This window comes from Ruthenibacterium sp., assembly GCF_017421385.1.
Classification (GTDB): domain Bacteria; phylum Bacillota; class Clostridia; order Oscillospirales; family Ruminococcaceae; genus Ruthenibacterium; species Ruthenibacterium lactatiformans.
Genome location: NZ_JAFOIN010000022.1, coordinates 40,047 through 55,280, shown reverse-complemented (window position 1 = coordinate 55,280; position 15,234 = coordinate 40,047). Strand labels below are relative to the sequence as shown.

The 15,234-nt window shown below is 59.4% G+C and carries 26 protein-coding genes; all 26 read left to right on the top strand.

Annotation, left to right across the window (positions count from 1 at the left end):
- Window positions 1-185: 185 nt before the first annotated feature.
- Window positions 186-386, top strand: a complete 201-nt coding sequence (locus IIY41_RS02755) for a DUF1858 domain-containing protein (RefSeq protein ID WP_009322208.1) — start codon at window positions 186-188, stop codon at window positions 384-386.
- Window positions 373-1,077, top strand: a complete 705-nt coding sequence (locus IIY41_RS02750; RefSeq protein ID WP_287399583.1) for a class I SAM-dependent methyltransferase — start codon at window positions 373-375, stop codon at window positions 1,075-1,077. The genes IIY41_RS02755 and IIY41_RS02750 overlap by 14 nt, the downstream gene beginning before the upstream one ends.
- The gene (locus IIY41_RS02745; RefSeq protein WP_287399581.1) at window positions 1,065-1,811 is read left to right on the top strand and encodes a Nif3-like dinuclear metal center hexameric protein; all 747 of its coding nucleotides are present in this window, start codon (window positions 1,065-1,067) and stop codon (window positions 1,809-1,811) included. Before IIY41_RS02750 ends, IIY41_RS02745 begins: the two co-directional genes overlap by 13 nt.
- Before the next feature lie 405 nt (window positions 1,812-2,216).
- Window positions 2,217-3,980, top strand: coding sequence for an Rqc2 family fibronectin-binding protein (locus IIY41_RS02740; RefSeq protein WP_050004798.1), 1,764 nt, complete (start codon window positions 2,217-2,219; stop codon window positions 3,978-3,980).
- Between the two features lie 449 nt (window positions 3,981-4,429).
- A complete protein-coding gene (gene rpsJ, locus IIY41_RS02735) occupies window positions 4,430-4,741 on the top strand; it encodes a 30S ribosomal protein S10 (RefSeq protein ID WP_009322216.1) in 312 nt (103 codons plus the stop codon).
- Window positions 4,742-4,858: 117 nt separating this feature from the next.
- Window positions 4,859-5,491: a 50S ribosomal protein L3 gene (gene rplC / locus IIY41_RS02730; protein WP_009322218.1), complete on the top strand. Its 633-nt coding sequence runs from the start codon at window positions 4,859-4,861 to the stop codon at window positions 5,489-5,491.
- 14 nt (window positions 5,492-5,505) lie between these two features.
- Complete coding sequence (gene rplD, locus IIY41_RS02725; protein ID WP_009322220.1) at window positions 5,506-6,129, top strand: 50S ribosomal protein L4; 624 nt, start codon at window positions 5,506-5,508, stop codon at window positions 6,127-6,129.
- Window positions 6,129-6,425 (top strand): 50S ribosomal protein L23, encoded by a 297-nt coding sequence (gene rplW / locus IIY41_RS02720; protein ID WP_009322221.1) that lies wholly within the window; start codon window positions 6,129-6,131, stop codon window positions 6,423-6,425. Before rplD ends, rplW begins: the two co-directional genes overlap by 1 nt.
- Window positions 6,426-6,535: 110 nt before the next feature.
- The gene (gene rplB, locus IIY41_RS02715) at window positions 6,536-7,366 is read left to right on the top strand and encodes a 50S ribosomal protein L2 (protein WP_009322223.1); all 831 of its coding nucleotides are present in this window, start codon (window positions 6,536-6,538) and stop codon (window positions 7,364-7,366) included.
- 14 nt (window positions 7,367-7,380) lie between these two features.
- Window positions 7,381-7,656 (top strand): 30S ribosomal protein S19, encoded by a 276-nt coding sequence (gene rpsS, locus IIY41_RS02710; protein WP_009322225.1) that lies wholly within the window; start codon window positions 7,381-7,383, stop codon window positions 7,654-7,656.
- Window positions 7,657-7,678: 22 nt separating this feature from the next.
- The gene (rplV, locus tag IIY41_RS02705; RefSeq protein WP_009322227.1) at window positions 7,679-8,014 is read left to right on the top strand and encodes a 50S ribosomal protein L22; all 336 of its coding nucleotides are present in this window, start codon (window positions 7,679-7,681) and stop codon (window positions 8,012-8,014) included.
- 14 nt (window positions 8,015-8,028) lie between these two features.
- Window positions 8,029-8,736, top strand: coding sequence for a 30S ribosomal protein S3 (rpsC, locus tag IIY41_RS02700; RefSeq protein WP_009322229.1), 708 nt, complete (start codon window positions 8,029-8,031; stop codon window positions 8,734-8,736).
- Window positions 8,736-9,158 carry a 50S ribosomal protein L16 gene (gene rplP, locus IIY41_RS02695; protein ID WP_009322231.1) on the top strand — a complete coding sequence of 141 codons (423 nt, stop codon included), beginning with the start codon at window positions 8,736-8,738 and terminating at the stop codon, window positions 9,156-9,158. Before rpsC ends, rplP begins: the two co-directional genes overlap by 1 nt.
- Window positions 9,159-9,359, top strand: a complete 201-nt coding sequence (gene rpmC, locus IIY41_RS02690; protein ID WP_009322233.1) for a 50S ribosomal protein L29 — start codon at window positions 9,159-9,161, stop codon at window positions 9,357-9,359.
- A gap of 16 nt (window positions 9,360-9,375) precedes the next feature.
- Entirely contained in the window at window positions 9,376-9,630 is a 255-nt protein-coding gene (gene rpsQ, locus IIY41_RS02685; protein WP_009322234.1) for a 30S ribosomal protein S17, read from the top strand.
- A gap of 30 nt (window positions 9,631-9,660) precedes the next feature.
- Window positions 9,661-10,029, top strand: a complete 369-nt coding sequence (gene rplN / locus IIY41_RS02680; protein ID WP_009322236.1) for a 50S ribosomal protein L14 — start codon at window positions 9,661-9,663, stop codon at window positions 10,027-10,029.
- Window positions 10,030-10,043: 14 nt separating this feature from the next.
- A complete protein-coding gene (gene rplX / locus IIY41_RS02675) occupies window positions 10,044-10,358 on the top strand; it encodes a 50S ribosomal protein L24 (protein ID WP_009322238.1) in 315 nt (104 codons plus the stop codon).
- A gap of 18 nt (window positions 10,359-10,376) precedes the next feature.
- Window positions 10,377-10,916 (top strand): 50S ribosomal protein L5, encoded by a 540-nt coding sequence (gene rplE / locus IIY41_RS02670; protein WP_009322240.1) that lies wholly within the window; start codon window positions 10,377-10,379, stop codon window positions 10,914-10,916.
- Between the two features lie 15 nt (window positions 10,917-10,931).
- Window positions 10,932-11,117: a type Z 30S ribosomal protein S14 gene (locus IIY41_RS02665; RefSeq protein WP_009322242.1), complete on the top strand. Its 186-nt coding sequence runs from the start codon at window positions 10,932-10,934 to the stop codon at window positions 11,115-11,117.
- A gap of 55 nt (window positions 11,118-11,172) precedes the next feature.
- Window positions 11,173-11,571, top strand: a complete 399-nt coding sequence (rpsH, locus tag IIY41_RS02660; RefSeq protein ID WP_009322244.1) for a 30S ribosomal protein S8 — start codon at window positions 11,173-11,175, stop codon at window positions 11,569-11,571.
- Between the two features lie 16 nt (window positions 11,572-11,587).
- On the top strand, window positions 11,588-12,133 hold the full coding sequence (rplF, locus tag IIY41_RS02655) for a 50S ribosomal protein L6 (protein WP_009322246.1): 546 nt from the start codon (window positions 11,588-11,590) through the stop codon (window positions 12,131-12,133).
- Between the two features lie 18 nt (window positions 12,134-12,151).
- A complete protein-coding gene (rplR, locus tag IIY41_RS02650; protein ID WP_009322248.1) occupies window positions 12,152-12,511 on the top strand; it encodes a 50S ribosomal protein L18 in 360 nt (119 codons plus the stop codon).
- Between the two features lie 11 nt (window positions 12,512-12,522).
- On the top strand, window positions 12,523-13,023 hold the full coding sequence (gene rpsE, locus IIY41_RS02645; RefSeq protein WP_009322250.1) for a 30S ribosomal protein S5: 501 nt from the start codon (window positions 12,523-12,525) through the stop codon (window positions 13,021-13,023).
- 266 nt (window positions 13,024-13,289) lie between these two features.
- Window positions 13,290-13,454 (top strand): 50S ribosomal protein L30, encoded by a 165-nt coding sequence (gene rpmD, locus IIY41_RS02640; RefSeq protein WP_040909768.1) that lies wholly within the window; start codon window positions 13,290-13,292, stop codon window positions 13,452-13,454.
- A 21-nt stretch (window positions 13,455-13,475) separates the two neighbouring features.
- Window positions 13,476-13,913 (top strand): 50S ribosomal protein L15, encoded by a 438-nt coding sequence (gene rplO / locus IIY41_RS02635; RefSeq protein ID WP_287399574.1) that lies wholly within the window; start codon window positions 13,476-13,478, stop codon window positions 13,911-13,913.
- Between the two features lies 1 nt (window position 13,914).
- Window positions 13,915-15,234: a preprotein translocase subunit SecY gene (secY, locus tag IIY41_RS02630; RefSeq protein WP_009322256.1), complete on the top strand. Its 1,320-nt coding sequence runs from the start codon at window positions 13,915-13,917 to the stop codon at window positions 15,232-15,234.

Below are 15,234 nucleotides of genomic sequence, written 5' to 3'. Positions count from 1 at the left end.
AACCGCGCAAAACCGCAGCAAGTGCGGTTTTGTTGTGGCCGCCTGCGGCGGCATCGTGGTATAATAACCTCAAGGCCGCCGCTTACGCCGCCACGCGCGCTTTGCGCGCATGAGGCTGGAAGCGTCATCAGCAGCAGAGCCGGAAAGCCCGGCTTTTGTATATCGTTTTACGGAGGGATTTTTCCATGACCATTACCAAAGACACCATTCTCGGCGATATTCTGGACGCCGCGCCGGAGACCGCGCCCCTGTTCATTGAGATCGGCATGCATTGTCTGGGCTGCCCGTCCGCCCGCAGCGAGACGGTGGAGCAGGCCTGCTATGTCCACGGCCAGGACGTTGACGCGCTGCTGGCCAAGCTGAACGCGGCCATTGCCGGAAAGTAAGCTGCTGCAGCCCCCGGTCCTGGACGCACGCCTTGCCGCCGCGGCCGCTTATGTACGGCCGGGCTGCGTGGCGGCGGACGTCGGCTGCGACCACGGCAGGCTGTCCGTGGCGCTGGCCGCGCAGGGCAAATGCAGAAAGATCATCGCAAGCGATATCCGCCCGGCCCCGCTTGCCACGGCGCAGCGCCTCGTTACCCTGCATGGCTGCGGGGACGTGGTGGAATGCCGCCTTGGCGCGGGGCTTTCTGTGCTGCGCCCGGGCGAAGCGGACGATATCGTCATTGCGGGCGTTTCGGGCGTGACGGTGTGCGGGATGTTGGAGCAGGCTCCGGAAGCGTTCTATGCCGCGAAACCCGACATGCGCTTCATCTTCATCCCGGCTACAAAGCACCCTTTTTTGCGCCGCTGGCTGGCACAGCACGGCTTTGCGCTGCTGGATGAGACGCCGGTTTTGGCCGCCGGACGGTATTATACCGTGATGCACGCGGCTTATACTGGCGGAACAAAGACGCCCGATCCTCTGTGGTGCGTCGTGGGCCGTGCCGGGCGCGGACCGCATGCGGCAGGCTATCTTGCCCGGGAGGCCATGCTTCTTAAAAAGGAGGCGCGGGGAGCCGCGCCGGAGGAATCAAAACGGCTGCTGGCGCTTGCCGCCGCGGTGGAGGAGGCTGCGAATACATGCCAAGCCTGACAGAGCTTGCGTCTTATCTGGAAAGCATCGCCCCGGCGCAGATTGCGGAGAGCTGGGACAACGTGGGCGTTTTGGTGCGCTGCGCGCAGGAGGTGACGGGCGTGCTGTGCGCGCTGGACATCACCCCCGCCACGGTGCGGGAAGCGCGTGCTGTGGGGTGCAATGCAATTGTTTCGCACCACCCGGTCATATTTCGCCCTTTGAAGGAGCTTCGCCAGGATGACGTTCCCGCCCTGCTGGTGCGGGAGGGCGTTTCCGCCGTATGCATGCATACGAATCTGGACAAGGCGCAGGGCGGTGTAAACGACGTGCTGGCGCAGGCGCTGGGCCTGCGGGACACAGAGCCGTTTGCCGGAGGCATCGGACGTGTCGGCGTGCTGCCGGAAACGATGGAAGCGGCCGCGTTTGCGCAATTTGTGGGCAAGGCGCTTGCCGCGCCCGTGAAATGGGCGGACGCCCACGGCCCGGTGCGCCGCGTGGCCGTTGTGAGCGGCAGCGGCGGCGATTTTTCCGCAGAGGCGGCCGCCGCGGGCGCGGACTGCCTTGTGACGGGCGAGGCCGGGCACCATGACGCGCTGGATGCATTGGCGGCAGGCGTCACGCTGATAGCCGCGACGCATTTTGCCACGGAGACAGCCATTGCCGGTGTACTGGCGCACCGGATCGCCGAAGCGTTCCCGGGCCTGCGTGTACAGCGCAGCGCTGCGGATGCGGACCCTTTCCTTTATTTTTAACAACGGGGAAGCGCGGTCGTTTGGCAGGCGCATCGCTGCTTTTGACGCGGCCGCACGGGCGGAGCCTTGGCCTGCCTGCATATATAAGATTTTTTGGAACGCAGAGACGGTCTTTGACCGCTTGCGTTATATATTATATAATGTAATGATAGACAGCAAAGAGTAATATGCCAAAAACAGGCGCGCGCCGGACGAACGACGGTTCCGGCCGATGGAAAGAGATCTGAAGAAGATGGATGAGGCTGGAATGCTGATGATTTTTTCGGTGTTTCCCACAGCGCGGTATGTGCTGGGGCCGTATGCTTTGTGAAATATCTGCGGCGTGAGTGATAACGCGCCGGTGAAACCGCTGCCGGGCGTGTGCGGGATGAAATGCTTTGGCCCGGATGGAAAAAGGAGAAAACAATGGCTTTAGACGCCGCTGCCCTTGCGCTGTGCGCAAAAGAGCTGTCCGCCGCACTGGCGGACGCGAGGATCGATAAAATATTCGAGCCGACCCGGGACGAGGTCGTACTCAATCTGCGCACGCGCACGGACAATCCGCGCCTGTTCCTTTCGGCCCGCAGCGGCTCGGCCCGCGCGTGCCTGACAAAAGAGACGTTTGAGAATCCGCAGACGCCGCCCTCGTTTTGCATGCTGCTGCGCAAGCATTTCACGGGCGGACGGCTGTTGGAGGTGCGCACGCTGCCGGACGAGCGCATTCTGTTTTTTGACTTCCAGTGCACCAACGAAATGGGCGACACCGTGGTGAACACGATGGCGGCCGAGCTGATGGGCCGGTATTCCAACCTGGTGCTGGTGCAGACGAAAAACCCGGCAAACCCGGCGGCGGAGGGGAAGATCATCGACGCGCTCAAACGCGTGGACTTTGAGGACAGCGAGGTTCGGCAGCTTTTGCCGGGCCTTGCTTACACGCTGCCGCCCCAGCCGCAGAAGGCGTCGTTTCTGGGCGTCAGCGCGGCGGGCATCGTGGCGGCGGTGTCGCAGAAAGAACTGCCCGTAGCGGAGGCACTCATCAAGACAACGGGCGGCGTGGGCCCGGTGGTTTGCCGCGAAGCCGCGTACCGCGCTTTCGGCGGGCGGGACGTGACCGCCAGCCGGATGACGGAGCAGGAAAAGGCGGCTCTGCTGGAGGCGGTGACCTTTGTTCAGGCGGCTTACGCGGACGGCGGCACGCCGGTGGCGGTTGTGGTGGACGGGCGCCCGGTGGAATTCAGCTTTTTGCCGCTGACGCAGTACAGCGGGGCGGATCTTGTGGAATACGGCAGCTATTCGGAACTGCTGGAGAGCTACTACGCAGCCAAGGACAAGGCGGAGCGCCTGCGTCAGAAGAGCCGCGATTTGGCAAAGACCGTGCACAATCTGCACGAGCGTGCCGTGCGCAAAGCCGCCGCCCGCCGGGAGGAACAGGCGCAGAGTGCGGCCTCGGAGGAACTGCGCGTTTACGGTGAGCTTCTGAGTGCCAATCTGTGGGCCATCCAGCGCGGCGCGAAAAACGTGACGCTGACGAATTACTATGACGGTAAGGAAGTGACGATCCCGCTGGATGTGCGCCTTTCGCCCAGCGCCAATGCCCAGAAGTATTTTAAGGAATACAAGAAAAAACAGACGGCCGCCCGCATGCTGACGGAGCTGATCGCGGAAAGCGACGCGGAGGCGGAGTATCTGGCTACGGTGCAATACGAGGTGGAGACGGCCGAGGGCGAGGCCGCGCTGGCGGAGATCCGCGCCGAGCTGAAGAGTCAGGGATACCTGAAGTATTATAAAGCGAAGGACAAAAAGCAGAAGCCTGCGGATTTTCTGCGGTATGTGTCCTCGGACGGCTTCCCCATCCTGGTGGGACGGAACAATGCCCAAAACGACAGGCTGACGCTCAAGACCGCGCGGGGTAGGGATGTCTGGTTCCATGTGAAGAACGCGCCCGGCAGCCACGCGGTGGTGCTCAGCGGCGGACAGCCCGTGCCGGACACCACCAAGACGGAGGCGGCCGTCCTTGCGGCGGTGCACTCCAGCCAGAACGGCGGCGCAAAGGTGCAGGTGGATTATACCGAGGTGCGGAACGTCTGGAAGGCGAACGGGGCAAAGCCCGGCATGGTGCTGTACGACCCTTACGAGACGGCCGTCGTCACGCCGGACCCGGCGCTGGCGGAGCGCCTGCGGGCGAAATGAGCAGGCGCGGTAAAATAACCAAGCGCCGCCCGGTGAAAATCGGGGGTTCTGTGCAAAGCGTAAAATCGAAAACTTCTTATAAAATTTATCAAAAACCCTTGCATTGCGCAGGGGTTTTTGGTATTATTATTAGGCGACTGCGAATGCCCTGCATTTTCGCAGGGCAGCGATATGCGTTGACGCGGGAGGTTGCGGCACTTTGTGCCGGTTTTTCCGCCGAGTATGTCCGATCAATGAACCGGGCGAAAGAATACTGAATGCAAAGGGATACGTTTGCGGGAAGTTGCTCCCCTCAAACCAATGTCCACGCTAATTTGCTGAAAGTGCTTCCGGAGGAACTGCATGGCGGTTCACCGGATTTTCTGATGCAATGGCGTGAAACACCCGGCGCAGTGTTCAGTATTTATCGAATGGTTCGTCCCACGCAAAATTTTAAGGAGGCGAAACAAATGGCAGTCAAGGAGAAAATCAGGATTCGTTTGAAGAGCTACGATGCGTCCCTCATCGACAGCGCGGCGGAGAAAATCGTGGAAACGGCGAAGCGCACAGGCGCCCGCGTGTCCGGCCCGGTCCCCCTTCCCACTGACAAAGAGGTCATCACGATCCTGCGCGCGGTACACAAGTACAAAGACAGCCGCGAGCAGTTCGAGAACCGCACCCACAAGCGTCTCATCGACATCCTGAAGCCGTCCAACAAGACGGTCGAGGCTCTTACGAGCCTGCAGCTCCCCGCCGGCGTTGACATCGAGATCAAGCTGTAATTCCTTTTTATAAAAGGACAATGCAGCGGGTTCCCCTTTTGTCAGCTCTCGTAGGAGAGGTCATGTTGGTGCCCCGTGAACGGCATCAACCAATAACCTGTTAGGAGGCAAAACGAAATGCAAAAAGGTATCATCGGCAAGAAGATGGGCATGACCCAGATCTTTGACGAGAACGGCAAAGTCGTGCCCGTCACTGTCGTGGAAGCAGGCCCCTGCACGGTCGTGCAGAAGAAAACGGTGGAGAGCGACGGCTATGTGGCCGTTCAGCTGGGCTACGGCGATATTTCGGCCAAGAAGGTTTCGAAGCCCGCCAAGGGCCACTTTGATAAAGCGGACGTCGCGCCCAAGCGCACGCTGCGTGAGTTCCGCCTGGACGACATCAGCGCCATGAACGTGGGCGATATCCTCAAGGCCGACGTGTTCGCCGTGGGCGACCGCATCGACGTTGTGGGCACCAGCAAGGGCAAGGGCTACGCCGGCGCCATCAAGCGCTGGAACCAGCACCGTCTGCGTGAAAGCCACGGCACCGGCCCTGTGGCGCGCCACGCCGGTTCCATGGGCTCCTGCTCCACGCCGTCCCGCGTGTTCAAGGGCAAACGCCTGCCGGGCCATCTGGGCGCCGAGCGCGTTACCATCCAGAACCTCAAGGTCGTCAAGGTTGACGCAGAAAATAATCTGATCGCTATCAAAGGCGCGATCCCGGGCCCCAAGGGCAGCGTGGTTTGCATCTCTGACAGCGTGAAGGCGTAAAGGAGGAAAGCATCATGGCAAAATTTGACGTTTTAGATATGAACGGCAAGAAGGTATCCACGGTTGAGCTTTCCGACGCCGTCTTTGGCATCACTCCCAATGAAAAAGTTATGCACGCGGCTGTTGTGAATTTCCTCGCCAATCAGCGTCAGGGCACGCAGAGCACCAAGACGCGCAGCGAAGTGTCCGGCGGCGGCCGCAAGCCGTGGCGCCAGAAGGGCACCGGCCGTGCGCGCCAGGGCTCTACCCGCAGCCCGCAGTGGACGCATGGCGGTGTAGCGCTGGGCCCCAAGCCCCGCGATTACAGCTACCGCCTGAACAAGAAGGTCAAGCGTCTGGCGCTGCTGTCTGCTTTGAGCAGCAAGGCCCAGAGCGGCGACATCATCGTCATCGACGAGTTGAAGGCCGCCGAGTACAAGACCAAGACCGTCGTGAACATGCTCACGGCCATCGGCGCCGACAAGAAGGCGCTCATCGTCACCCCGGCTGTGGACGCGAAGCTCGTGAAGAGCGCCGCCAACATCCCGGGCGTCAAGACCGCTACGGCCGACAGCATCAACACCTATGAAGTGCTGAACGGCGGCAAGTTCGTCATCAGCGTGGATGCCGCGAAGAAACTCGAGGAGGTATTTGCGTAATGAAAACTCCCGCTCAGGACATCATCCTCGCCCCGGTCATTACCGAGGCTTCCATGGCTGGCATCGCGCTGAAGAAGTACACCTTCAAGGTTGCCACCAACGCCACCAAGGTGGACGTCGCCCGCGCGGCTGAAGAGCTGTTCGGCGTGAAGGTCGCCAAGGTGAACACCATTTCCGTGCGCGGCCGTTTCCGCCGCCAGGGTGCCCACGCAGGCTACACGGCTTCGTCCAAAAAAGCCATCGTCACCCTCACCAAGGATTCCAAGGGCATCGACTTCTTCGAATCCATGGTCTAAGCGCACATGGGTGCGCGCGCCGCATAAGAAGGCGCCAAGGCCCCAGAGGGGCCGCCTATGGAGATATGACTCCGATAATAATGTCATAAGACAAGAAAGTGAGAAAGAACATGGCTATCAAAAAGTATAAACCGACTACGCCGGGCCGCCGCGGCATGACCGTGACCGACTATTCGGTTCTTTCCAAGGTCGAGCCCGAGAGAAGCCTGCTCGAGCCGATGAAAAAATCCGCCGGCCGCAACAACCTGGGCCGCATCACCGTCCGCCATCACGGCGGCGGCAACCGCACGAAGTACCGCGTCATTGACTTTAAGCGCGACAAGGTGGATATGCCCGCCGTTGTCAAGACGCTGGAGTACGACCCCAACCGTTCCGCGCACATTGCGCTGGTGCAGTATGAGGACGGCGAAAAGCGCTACATCATTGCTCCGGAAGGCCTGAAGGTGGGCGACACCGTGATGAGCGGCGCAGGCGCCGACATCAAGCCGGGCAACTGCCTGCCGTTCGCCAATATCCCCGTCGGCACCATTATCCACAACATCGAGCTGTACCCCGGCAAGGGCGCGCAGCTGGTGCGCAGCGCCGGCAACATGGCGCAGCTGATGGCGAAAGAGGGCAAATACGCTCTGGTGCGCCTGCCGTCCGGCGAAATGCGCAACGTTCCCGTGAACTGCATCGCCACGATCGGCCAGGTCGGCAACGTCGACCATGAGAACGTGAACATCGGCAAGGCCGGCCGCAAGCGCCATATGGGCTGGCGTCCGACCGTCCGCGGTTCCGTCATGAACCCCTGCGACCACCCGCACGGCGGCGGCGAGGGCAAGAGCCCGGTGGGCCGTCCCGGCCCTGTCACCCCGTGGGGCAAGCCCGCTATGGGTTACAAGACACGCAAACATCACGCGCGTTCCGATAAGTTCATCGTGAAACGCGCCACGAAGTAAGGAGGAGAGCTGTCATGGGTAGAAGTGTTAAAAAAGGACCTTTTGTACAGCCGGTGCTGCTGAAACGCGTGAAAGCGATGAACGAAGCGGGCGAGAAGCGCGTGCTCAAAACCTGGAGCCGCTCCTCTACCATTTTCCCGGATTTTGTCGGCCACACGTTCGCTGTGCATGACGGCCGCAAGCATGTTCCCGTATACGTTACCGAGGACATGGTTGGCCACAAGCTGGGCGAGTTCGCCCCCACCCGCACCTTTAAGGGCCACGCGGGCGGCAAGACCACCGGTCGATAAAGAAGGATAGGAGAGGATTACAATGGAAGCAAGGGCACATCTTAGATACGCCCGCATCGCGCCCCGCAAGGTTTCCGTCGTGCTGGACCTCATCCGCGGCGAGGACCTTGACAAAGCGCTGGCGATTCTGCAGTACACCCCGAAGGCCGCCTCTGAGCTCCTTTACAAACTGGTGAAATCTGCCGCCGCCAATGCGGAAAACAACCACAATATGGATAAGAACAACCTGTACGTCGCCGAGTGTTTCGTCACCCCGGGCCCCACGCTGAAGCGCGTGATGCCCCGCGCGCAGGGCCGTGCGTTCCGTATCTTGAAGAGAACGAGCCATATCACGGTCGTGCTCAAAGAGAAAGAGTAAGGAGGTAAAACAGTATGGGTCAGAAAGTCAATCCCCACGGACTTCGCGTGGGCGTCATCAAAGATTGGGACAGCCGCTGGTTTACGTCCAAGCGCGAATTCGGCGACACCCTGGTTGAAGATTACAAGATCCGCAAGGTGCTGAAAAAGCAGCTTTACAATGCCGGCGTGCCTAAGATCGAGATCGAGCGCACGATCGACAACGCCACCAGCAAGCCCCGCATCCGCGTTACCATCCATTGCGCGAAGCCGGGCATGGTCATCGGCCGTCAGGGCGCTGAGAAGGAGAAGATCCAGGCTCAGCTCTCCAAGATGACCGGCAAGGACGTGCTGGTGAACATCGTGGAAGTAAACAACATGTCCACCAACGCGCAGCTTGTGGCCGAGGACATTGCGTCCCAGCTTGAGCGCCGCATCGCTTTCCGCCGCGCCACGAAGATGGCCATGCGCAATGCGATGAGCCCCCGCCGCGGCTCCGGCGCGGTTGCCGCGAAGGGCATCAAGATCCAGATCGGCGGCCGTCTGAACGGCGCCGACATCGCCCGCAGCGAGAGCTATCACGAGGGCACCATTCCCCTGCAGACGCTGCGCGCGGACATCGATTACGGCTTTGCCGAGGCGGACACCACCTACGGCAAGATCGGCATCAAGGTTTGGATCTATAAGGGCGAAGTGCTGAAAGGCGCGAAGCCCAGAGCACGGAAAGAAGGAGGCAACAAATAATGTTACTGCCGAAACGCGTTAAATACCGCCGCGTGCACCGTGGCCGTATGACCGGCAAGGCCATGCGCGGTAATACAGTTTCTCAGGGCGATTTTGGCATTGTTGCCCTGGAGCCGTCCTGGATCACCTCGAACCAGATCGAGGCGGCCCGTATCGCCATGACCCGCTACATCAAACGTGGCGGTAAGGTTTGGATCAAGATCTTCCCGGATAAGCCCGTTACCGAGAAGCCGGCCGAGACCCGAATGGGCTCCGGTAAAGGCAGCCCCGAGTACTGGGTGGCCGTGGTAAAGCCCGGCCGCGTTCTGTTCGAGATCGCGGACGTGAGCGAGGAGACCGCGCGCGAGGCCCTGCGCCTTGCCGCACACAAGCTGCCCGTCAAGTGCAAGTTTGTGAAACGTGAAGGATTGGAGGAAGCGTAAATGAAGGCGAATGAACTGCGTGATATGAGCGCGGCCGAGCTGACCAAGAAACTGGCCGAGCTGAAAGAAGAGCTTTTCAACCTGCGCTTCCAGCACGCGATCAACCAGCTTGAGAATCCCGGCCGTATCGAAACCGTCAAAAAAGACATTGCCCGCGTGAAGACCGTTATGCGCAGCAATGAGCTGAAAGACGCACAATAAGAGAGGGAGGAAAGACATGGAACGCAATTTGAGAAAAACCCGCGTGGGTGTCGTTGTGTCCGACAAGATGGATAAGACCATCGTTGTCGCCGTTAAGGACAGTGTGCAGCACCCTCTCTACAAAAAGATCATGAAACGCACCGTGAAGTTCAAAGCGCACGACGAGAAAAACGAGTGCGGCGTGGGCGACCGTGTGGAAATCATGGAGACCCGCCCCATCAGCGCCGACAAACGCTGGCGCCTGGTGCAGATCATCGAAAAGGCGAAATAAGCGAGCAGCTTTGAAAGGAGATTCTGTCTTATGGTACAGATGCAAAGCTATCTCAAAGTGGCTGACAACACCGGTGCGAAGGAAATCATGTGCATCCGCGTGCTTGGCGGCTCCCGCAAGAGATATGCCGGCATTGGCGACGTGATCGTAGCTTCCGTGAAGAAAGCGGCGCCCAATGGCCAAGTGAAAAAAGGCGATGTGGTCAAGGCTGTTGTGGTTCGCAGCAAACAGGGCCTGCGCCGCGAGGACGGTTCCTATATCCGTTTCGACGAAAACGCCGCGGTCATCATCCGCGACGACAAAAACCCGAGGGGCACTCGTATCTTTGGACCAGTCGCGCGCGAGCTGCGTGACAATGGCTACCTGAAGATCGTCAGCCTTGCTCCGGAATCGCTGTAAGGAGGTTTAACAGAATGGCAAAAGTTCATGTTAAAACCGGCGACACCGTTATGGTTATCAGCGGCAAAGACCGCGGTAACTCCGGTAAGGTACTGCAGGTAAGCCCCAAGGAAGGCAAAGTGATCGTGGAAGGCCGCAATATGGTGACCAAACACGTGAAACCCCGCCGTCAGGGCGAGCAGGGCGGTATCGTCAAGGCCGAGGGCGCCATGTACGCCAGCAAGGTCATGCCGGTTTGCCCGAAGTGCGGCAAGGCCACGCGTGTGGGCCACACCGAAAAGGACGGCAAAAAAGTTCGCGTCTGCAAAAAATGCGGCGCCGAGTTTTAAGAAAGGGAGTAGAAAAGAATGGCAAGATTACAGGAAACCTACGCCAAGGAAATTGCTCCCGCTCTGATGAAGAAATTCAACTACAAAAGCGTGATGCAAATCCCGAAGCTGGATAAAGTCGTGATCAACGTCGGCTGCGGCGAAGCCCGCGACAATCCGAAGATCATGGACGCGATCCTCTCCGACCTGGCGAAGATCACGGGCCAGAAGCCCATCGTCTGCAAGGCCAAGAAGAGCGTCGCAAACTTCAAGCTGCGCGAAGGCATGCCCATCGGCGCGAAGGTCACCCTGCGCGGCGAACGCATGTACGAATTCGTGGACCGCTTCTTCAGCGTGGCTCTGCCCCGTGTGCGCGACTTCCGCGGCATCAACGGCAACTCCTTCGACGGCCGCGGCAACTACAGCTGCGGTGTGAAGGAACAGCTCATTTTCCCTGAGATCGATTACGATAAGATCGACGCCGTGCGCGGCATGGACATCTGCTTCGTAACCACCGCTAAGACCGACGAAGAGGCCAAAGAGCTGCTGAAGGCTCTGGGCGCTCCGTTTGCGAACTAAGGGAGGGCATGAGATTTGGCTAAGACAAGCATGAAGATCAAACAGCAGATGGCGCCGAAGTTCAGCACCCGTGCTTACAACCGTTGCAAAATCTGCGGCAGGCCCCACGCTTATCTGCGCAAATACGGCATTTGCCGTATCTGCTTCCGCGAGCTTGCCTACAAGGGCGAGATCCCGGGCGTTAAGAAGGCCAGCTGGTAAGCCGTCCGGCTGCCGGCACAAACAGATTTTACAATGAATTTAGGAGGTTAGTGGCGTGAATATTACTGATCCTATCGCGGACCTGCTCACCCGCATCCGCAATGCCAGTACTGCCAAACACCCTTCTGTGGACATCCCTGCTTCCAACTTGAAAAAGGCGATTGCCAACATTCTGCTGGAAGAAGGCTATGTGAAGGGCGTTCAGGTCATCGCCGATGACAAGCAAGGCGTCATCCGCATCGCACTGAAATACACCGAGACCGGCGCTCCCGTTATCTCGGGCATCCGCCGCGTTTCCAAGCCCGGCCTGCGTATCTACACCAACTGTGAAGATATGCCGAAGGTCATGAAGGGCCTTGGCACCGCGATCATCTCCACCTCGAAAGGCGTTATGACGGACAAGGCGGCCCGCGCGAACAACGTTGGCGGCGAAGTTCTCGCCTTTGTGTGGTAAGAAAGGGGCATAGACAATGTCGAGAATTGGAAGAAAACCCATCGTCATTCCCACGGGCGTTGAGGTCAAGATCGATGGCAGCAACATTACCGTGAAGGGCCCCAAGGGTACGCTCGATTCCAAGATCCATCCCATGATGACAGCCAAAGTGGAGAATGGTGAAGTAGTGGTTACCCGCCCCAATGACGAGAAGGAGGCCCGCAGCCTGCACGGCCTCACCCGCACTCTCATCAGCAACATGGTGGAGGGCGTTACCAACGGCTTCAAAAAGGAGCTGGAGATCCAGGGCGTGGGCTACCGCGCCGCAAAGCAGGGCAAAAACCTTGTGATGAACCTGGGTTATTCCCATCAGGTCATCGTGCCTGAGACCGACGGTATCACGATTGACGTTCCCGATCCCTTGAAGATCGTCATCAACGGTATCGACAAACAGCGTGTCGGCCAGTTTGCCGCGGAAGTCCGCGAGAAACGTCCGCCTGAACCCTACAAGGGCAAGGGCATCCGCTATGCGGGCGAATATGTCGCCCACAAAGAGGGTAAAGCCGGCAAGGGCGCTAAATAAGAGAAGGAGTGAACGACAATGGTTAATAAACCGGACAAGAATGTGTCTCGTCTGCGCAGACACCGCCGTGTACGCGGCAAGATCTCCGGCACCGCAGCGTGCCCGCGTCTCGATGTGTTCCGCTCCTCCAAACATATTTATGCCCAGCTTATCGATGACGTGGCCGGCGTGACGCTGGCTTCCGCGTCCAGCATGGATAAAGATTTTGAAGGGTTCGGCGGCAATATCGAGGCTGCCAAGAAGGTCGGTATGGCCATCGCGAAGCGTGCTGCTGACAAGGGCATCACGAAAGCGGTGTATGACCGCGGCGGCTTTGTATATCACGGCCGTGTCAAGGCTTTGGCTGAGGGCGCCCGCGAGGGCGGCCTGGAGCTGTAAGGAGGATACAAATGGAAATGATTGACGCATCCACTTTGGATTTACAAGAGAAGGTTGTTGCCATCAACCGTGTATCCAAAACCGTTAAGGGCGGCCGTGTGATGAAATTCTCCGCTCTGGTCGTCGTGGGCGACGGCAACGGCATCGTTGGGTTCGGCCTTGGCAAGGCGGCCGAGGTTCCCGAGGCGATCCGCAAAGGCTGCGAGGCCGCCAAGAAGAATCTGCACCGCATCAACATGAAGGGAACCACCATCCCGCACGAGACCGTCGGCGCGTTCGGCGCGGGCCGCGTGCTGCTTCGTCCGGCGCCCGAAGGCACCGGCGTGATCGCCGGCGGCGCTGTGCGCGCTGTGCTGGAGGTTGCCGGTATCAAGGATATCCGCACGAAGTGCCAGCGCACCAACAACCCCTGCAACGTGGTTACCGCCACGGTGAACGGCCTGTGCAGCCTGCAGAGCGCCGAGCAGGTGGCTGCGAAGCGCGGCAAGACCGTGAAAGAAATTCTGGGTTAAGGAGGCAGTGACCAATGGCTGAAGAGAAGATCGTCGCGGCCGAAGAGGCCGTAGAGGAGAAGAAAGCTCCCGCTAAGAAAGCTGCCGCCAAGCCCGCTGCGGAAAAGAAGCCCGCCGCGAAGAAAGCCCCCGCCAAAAAGGCGGACGGCGAAACGGCCGCAAAGAAGGCCCCGGCCAAGAAGGCTGCCGCGAAAGCGGACGCCGAGGCTCCGGCCAAGAAAGCACCCGCAAAGAAGGCACCCGCGAAGGCTGAAGGCAGCCTCACCATCAAGCTCGTTAAGAGCCTGATCGGGCGCAGTGAGAAGCAGATCGCCACCGCGAAGGCTCTGGGTCTGAAGAAGGCCGGCGATGTGACCACACAGCCCGACAATGCCGCCACGCACGGCAAAATCAACAGAATCTCTCACATGGTAGAGGTTACCAAAGCGTAAAAGCAAGGAGGTGCACTCGAAATGATGCTTCATGAATTAAAGCCCGCCGAGGGCGCGAGCAAGGCTGCGAAACGCAAGGGCCGCGGCGCCGGTTCGGGCAACGGCAAGACGGCCGGTTACGGCCACAAAGGCCAGAAAGCGCGTTCCGGCGCCAAGAAAGCCGGTTTTGAAGGCGGCCAGAAGCCGCTGCAGCGCCGTCTGCCCAAGCGCGGTTTCAACAATATTTTCGCTACCGAATATGCTACCATTAAGGTTAGCGACCTGGAAAAGTTCGAGGCCGGCAGTACGGTAGACGCGAACGCCCTGATCGAAAAGGGTATCATCAAAAAGACGCTTGACGGCGTCAAGGTCCTCGGCAACGGTACGCTGACGAAGGCGCTCAATGTGAAACTCACCGCCTACTCCGCCTCCGCCAAGGAGAAAATTGAGAAGGCAGGCGGGAAGGCTGAGGTGATCTAAAGTGTTTGAAACATTCCGCAATGCGTGGAAGATCGAAGATCTGCGCAAGAAGTTGCTTTACACACTTTTGGTCATCGTCATTTTCCGTCTCGGCTGCGCCATCCCCGTGCCCTTCATCGCCCCTGAGGCGCTGCAGGGCTGGGTGGCCGGACAGAGCGGCAGCATGCTCGGTTACATCGACATGCTCACCGGCGGTTCGTTTTCCCGCGCGACGCTGTTCGCGCTGAGCGTTACGCCGTATATCAACGCATCCATCATCATCCAGCTTCTCACGGTCGCCATCCCGGCGCTGGAGCGCCTGTCCAAAGAGGGAGAGGATGGCCGCAAGAAGCTGACGCGCATCACGCGCTACACGGGCGCGGGCATCGCGCTGGCGCTGGGCATTGGATATTATTTCCTGCTGCGCGGCCAGGGCGCCCTCGTTTATGGCAGCGGCGCGCAGATGTTTGCGCAGGTGTTCTCTGCCATCGTTGTGATCCTTGCGTTCACTGCGGGCTCTTTGCTCATTCAGTGGCTGGGTGAGCAGATCGATGTGAAGGGCATCGGCAACGGTATCTCGATTCTGATCTTCGCGGGCATCGTTTCCCGCTGGACCAGTATCTTCACCACCATCAAGACCTGGCTGGGCTTTGCGGCGGGCGGCGAAGTGAAATATTACTTCTTGATTCCAGTGTTCGTCGTTCTTGCCATCTCGGTGATTGTGTTCATCGTGATTTTGAACGCCGCCGAGCGCCGCATCCCGGTTCAGTACGCAAAGCGCGTTGTTGGCCGCAAGATGTACGGTGGGCAGAGCACGCACATCCCCATCAAGGTGAACATGAGCGGCGTTATGCCGGTCATCTTCGCCAGTGCGCTGGCCTCCATCCCGGGGACTATCGGCGGCTTCTTCCCGAACTTGTACAACCCGGATCTGCATCCGTTTGCCGCCCCGTTCCTGGGGATGTTCAGCACCAACGGCTGGGTGTATGCGGCGATCTATTTGCTGCTCATCATCGCGTTCAACTATTTCTATGTGGCGATGCAGTATAACCCTGTGGAGATCGCCAACAATCTGCGCAACAACAACGGCACCATTCCTGGCTACCGTCCCGGCAAGCCGACCAGCGATTTCATCACCAAGGTGCTGGGCAAGATCACCTTCATTGGCGCCCTGTTCCTTGGCGTCGTTGCGGTGATGCCCATTGTGCTGGGCAATGTCACGGGCGAGAATATCTCGTTGGGCGGCACCAGCCTGCTGATTGTTGTCGGCGTTGCGCTGGATACGTCCCGCAGCCTTGAATCTTACATGCTGATGCGCCATCACAAGGGTTTCCTTGAATGA

Bases quoted from the DNA above. Each gene is read 5' to 3' on its own strand.
- IIY41_RS02755 (WP_009322208.1), top strand. From the start codon at position 186: ATGACCATTACCAAAGACACCATTCTCGGCGATATTCTGGACGCCGCG.
- IIY41_RS02745 (WP_287399581.1), top strand. From the start codon at position 1,065: ATGCCAAGCCTGACAGAGCTTGCGTCTTATCTGGAAAGCATCGCCCCG.
- IIY41_RS02740 (WP_050004798.1), top strand. From the start codon at position 2,217: ATGGCTTTAGACGCCGCTGCCCTTGCGCTGTGCGCAAAAGAGCTGTCC.
- rpsJ (WP_009322216.1), top strand. From the start codon at position 4,430: ATGGCAGTCAAGGAGAAAATCAGGATTCGTTTGAAGAGCTACGATGCG.
- rplC (WP_009322218.1), top strand. From the start codon at position 4,859: ATGCAAAAAGGTATCATCGGCAAGAAGATGGGCATGACCCAGATCTTT.
- rplD (WP_009322220.1), top strand. From the start codon at position 5,506: ATGGCAAAATTTGACGTTTTAGATATGAACGGCAAGAAGGTATCCACG.
- rplW (WP_009322221.1), top strand. From the start codon at position 6,129: ATGAAAACTCCCGCTCAGGACATCATCCTCGCCCCGGTCATTACCGAG.
- rplB (WP_009322223.1), top strand. From the start codon at position 6,536: ATGGCTATCAAAAAGTATAAACCGACTACGCCGGGCCGCCGCGGCATG.
- rpsS (WP_009322225.1), top strand. From the start codon at position 7,381: ATGGGTAGAAGTGTTAAAAAAGGACCTTTTGTACAGCCGGTGCTGCTG.
- rplV (WP_009322227.1), top strand. From the start codon at position 7,679: ATGGAAGCAAGGGCACATCTTAGATACGCCCGCATCGCGCCCCGCAAG.
- rpsC (WP_009322229.1), top strand. From the start codon at position 8,029: ATGGGTCAGAAAGTCAATCCCCACGGACTTCGCGTGGGCGTCATCAAA.
- rplP (WP_009322231.1), top strand. From the start codon at position 8,736: ATGTTACTGCCGAAACGCGTTAAATACCGCCGCGTGCACCGTGGCCGT.
- rpmC (WP_009322233.1), top strand. From the start codon at position 9,159: ATGAAGGCGAATGAACTGCGTGATATGAGCGCGGCCGAGCTGACCAAG.
- rpsQ (WP_009322234.1), top strand. From the start codon at position 9,376: ATGGAACGCAATTTGAGAAAAACCCGCGTGGGTGTCGTTGTGTCCGAC.
- rplN (WP_009322236.1), top strand. From the start codon at position 9,661: ATGGTACAGATGCAAAGCTATCTCAAAGTGGCTGACAACACCGGTGCG.
- rplX (WP_009322238.1), top strand. From the start codon at position 10,044: ATGGCAAAAGTTCATGTTAAAACCGGCGACACCGTTATGGTTATCAGC.
- rplE (WP_009322240.1), top strand. From the start codon at position 10,377: ATGGCAAGATTACAGGAAACCTACGCCAAGGAAATTGCTCCCGCTCTG.
- rplF (WP_009322246.1), top strand. From the start codon at position 11,588: ATGTCGAGAATTGGAAGAAAACCCATCGTCATTCCCACGGGCGTTGAG.
- rplR (WP_009322248.1), top strand. From the start codon at position 12,152: ATGGTTAATAAACCGGACAAGAATGTGTCTCGTCTGCGCAGACACCGC.
- rpsE (WP_009322250.1), top strand. From the start codon at position 12,523: ATGGAAATGATTGACGCATCCACTTTGGATTTACAAGAGAAGGTTGTT.
- rplO (WP_287399574.1), top strand. From the start codon at position 13,476: ATGATGCTTCATGAATTAAAGCCCGCCGAGGGCGCGAGCAAGGCTGCG.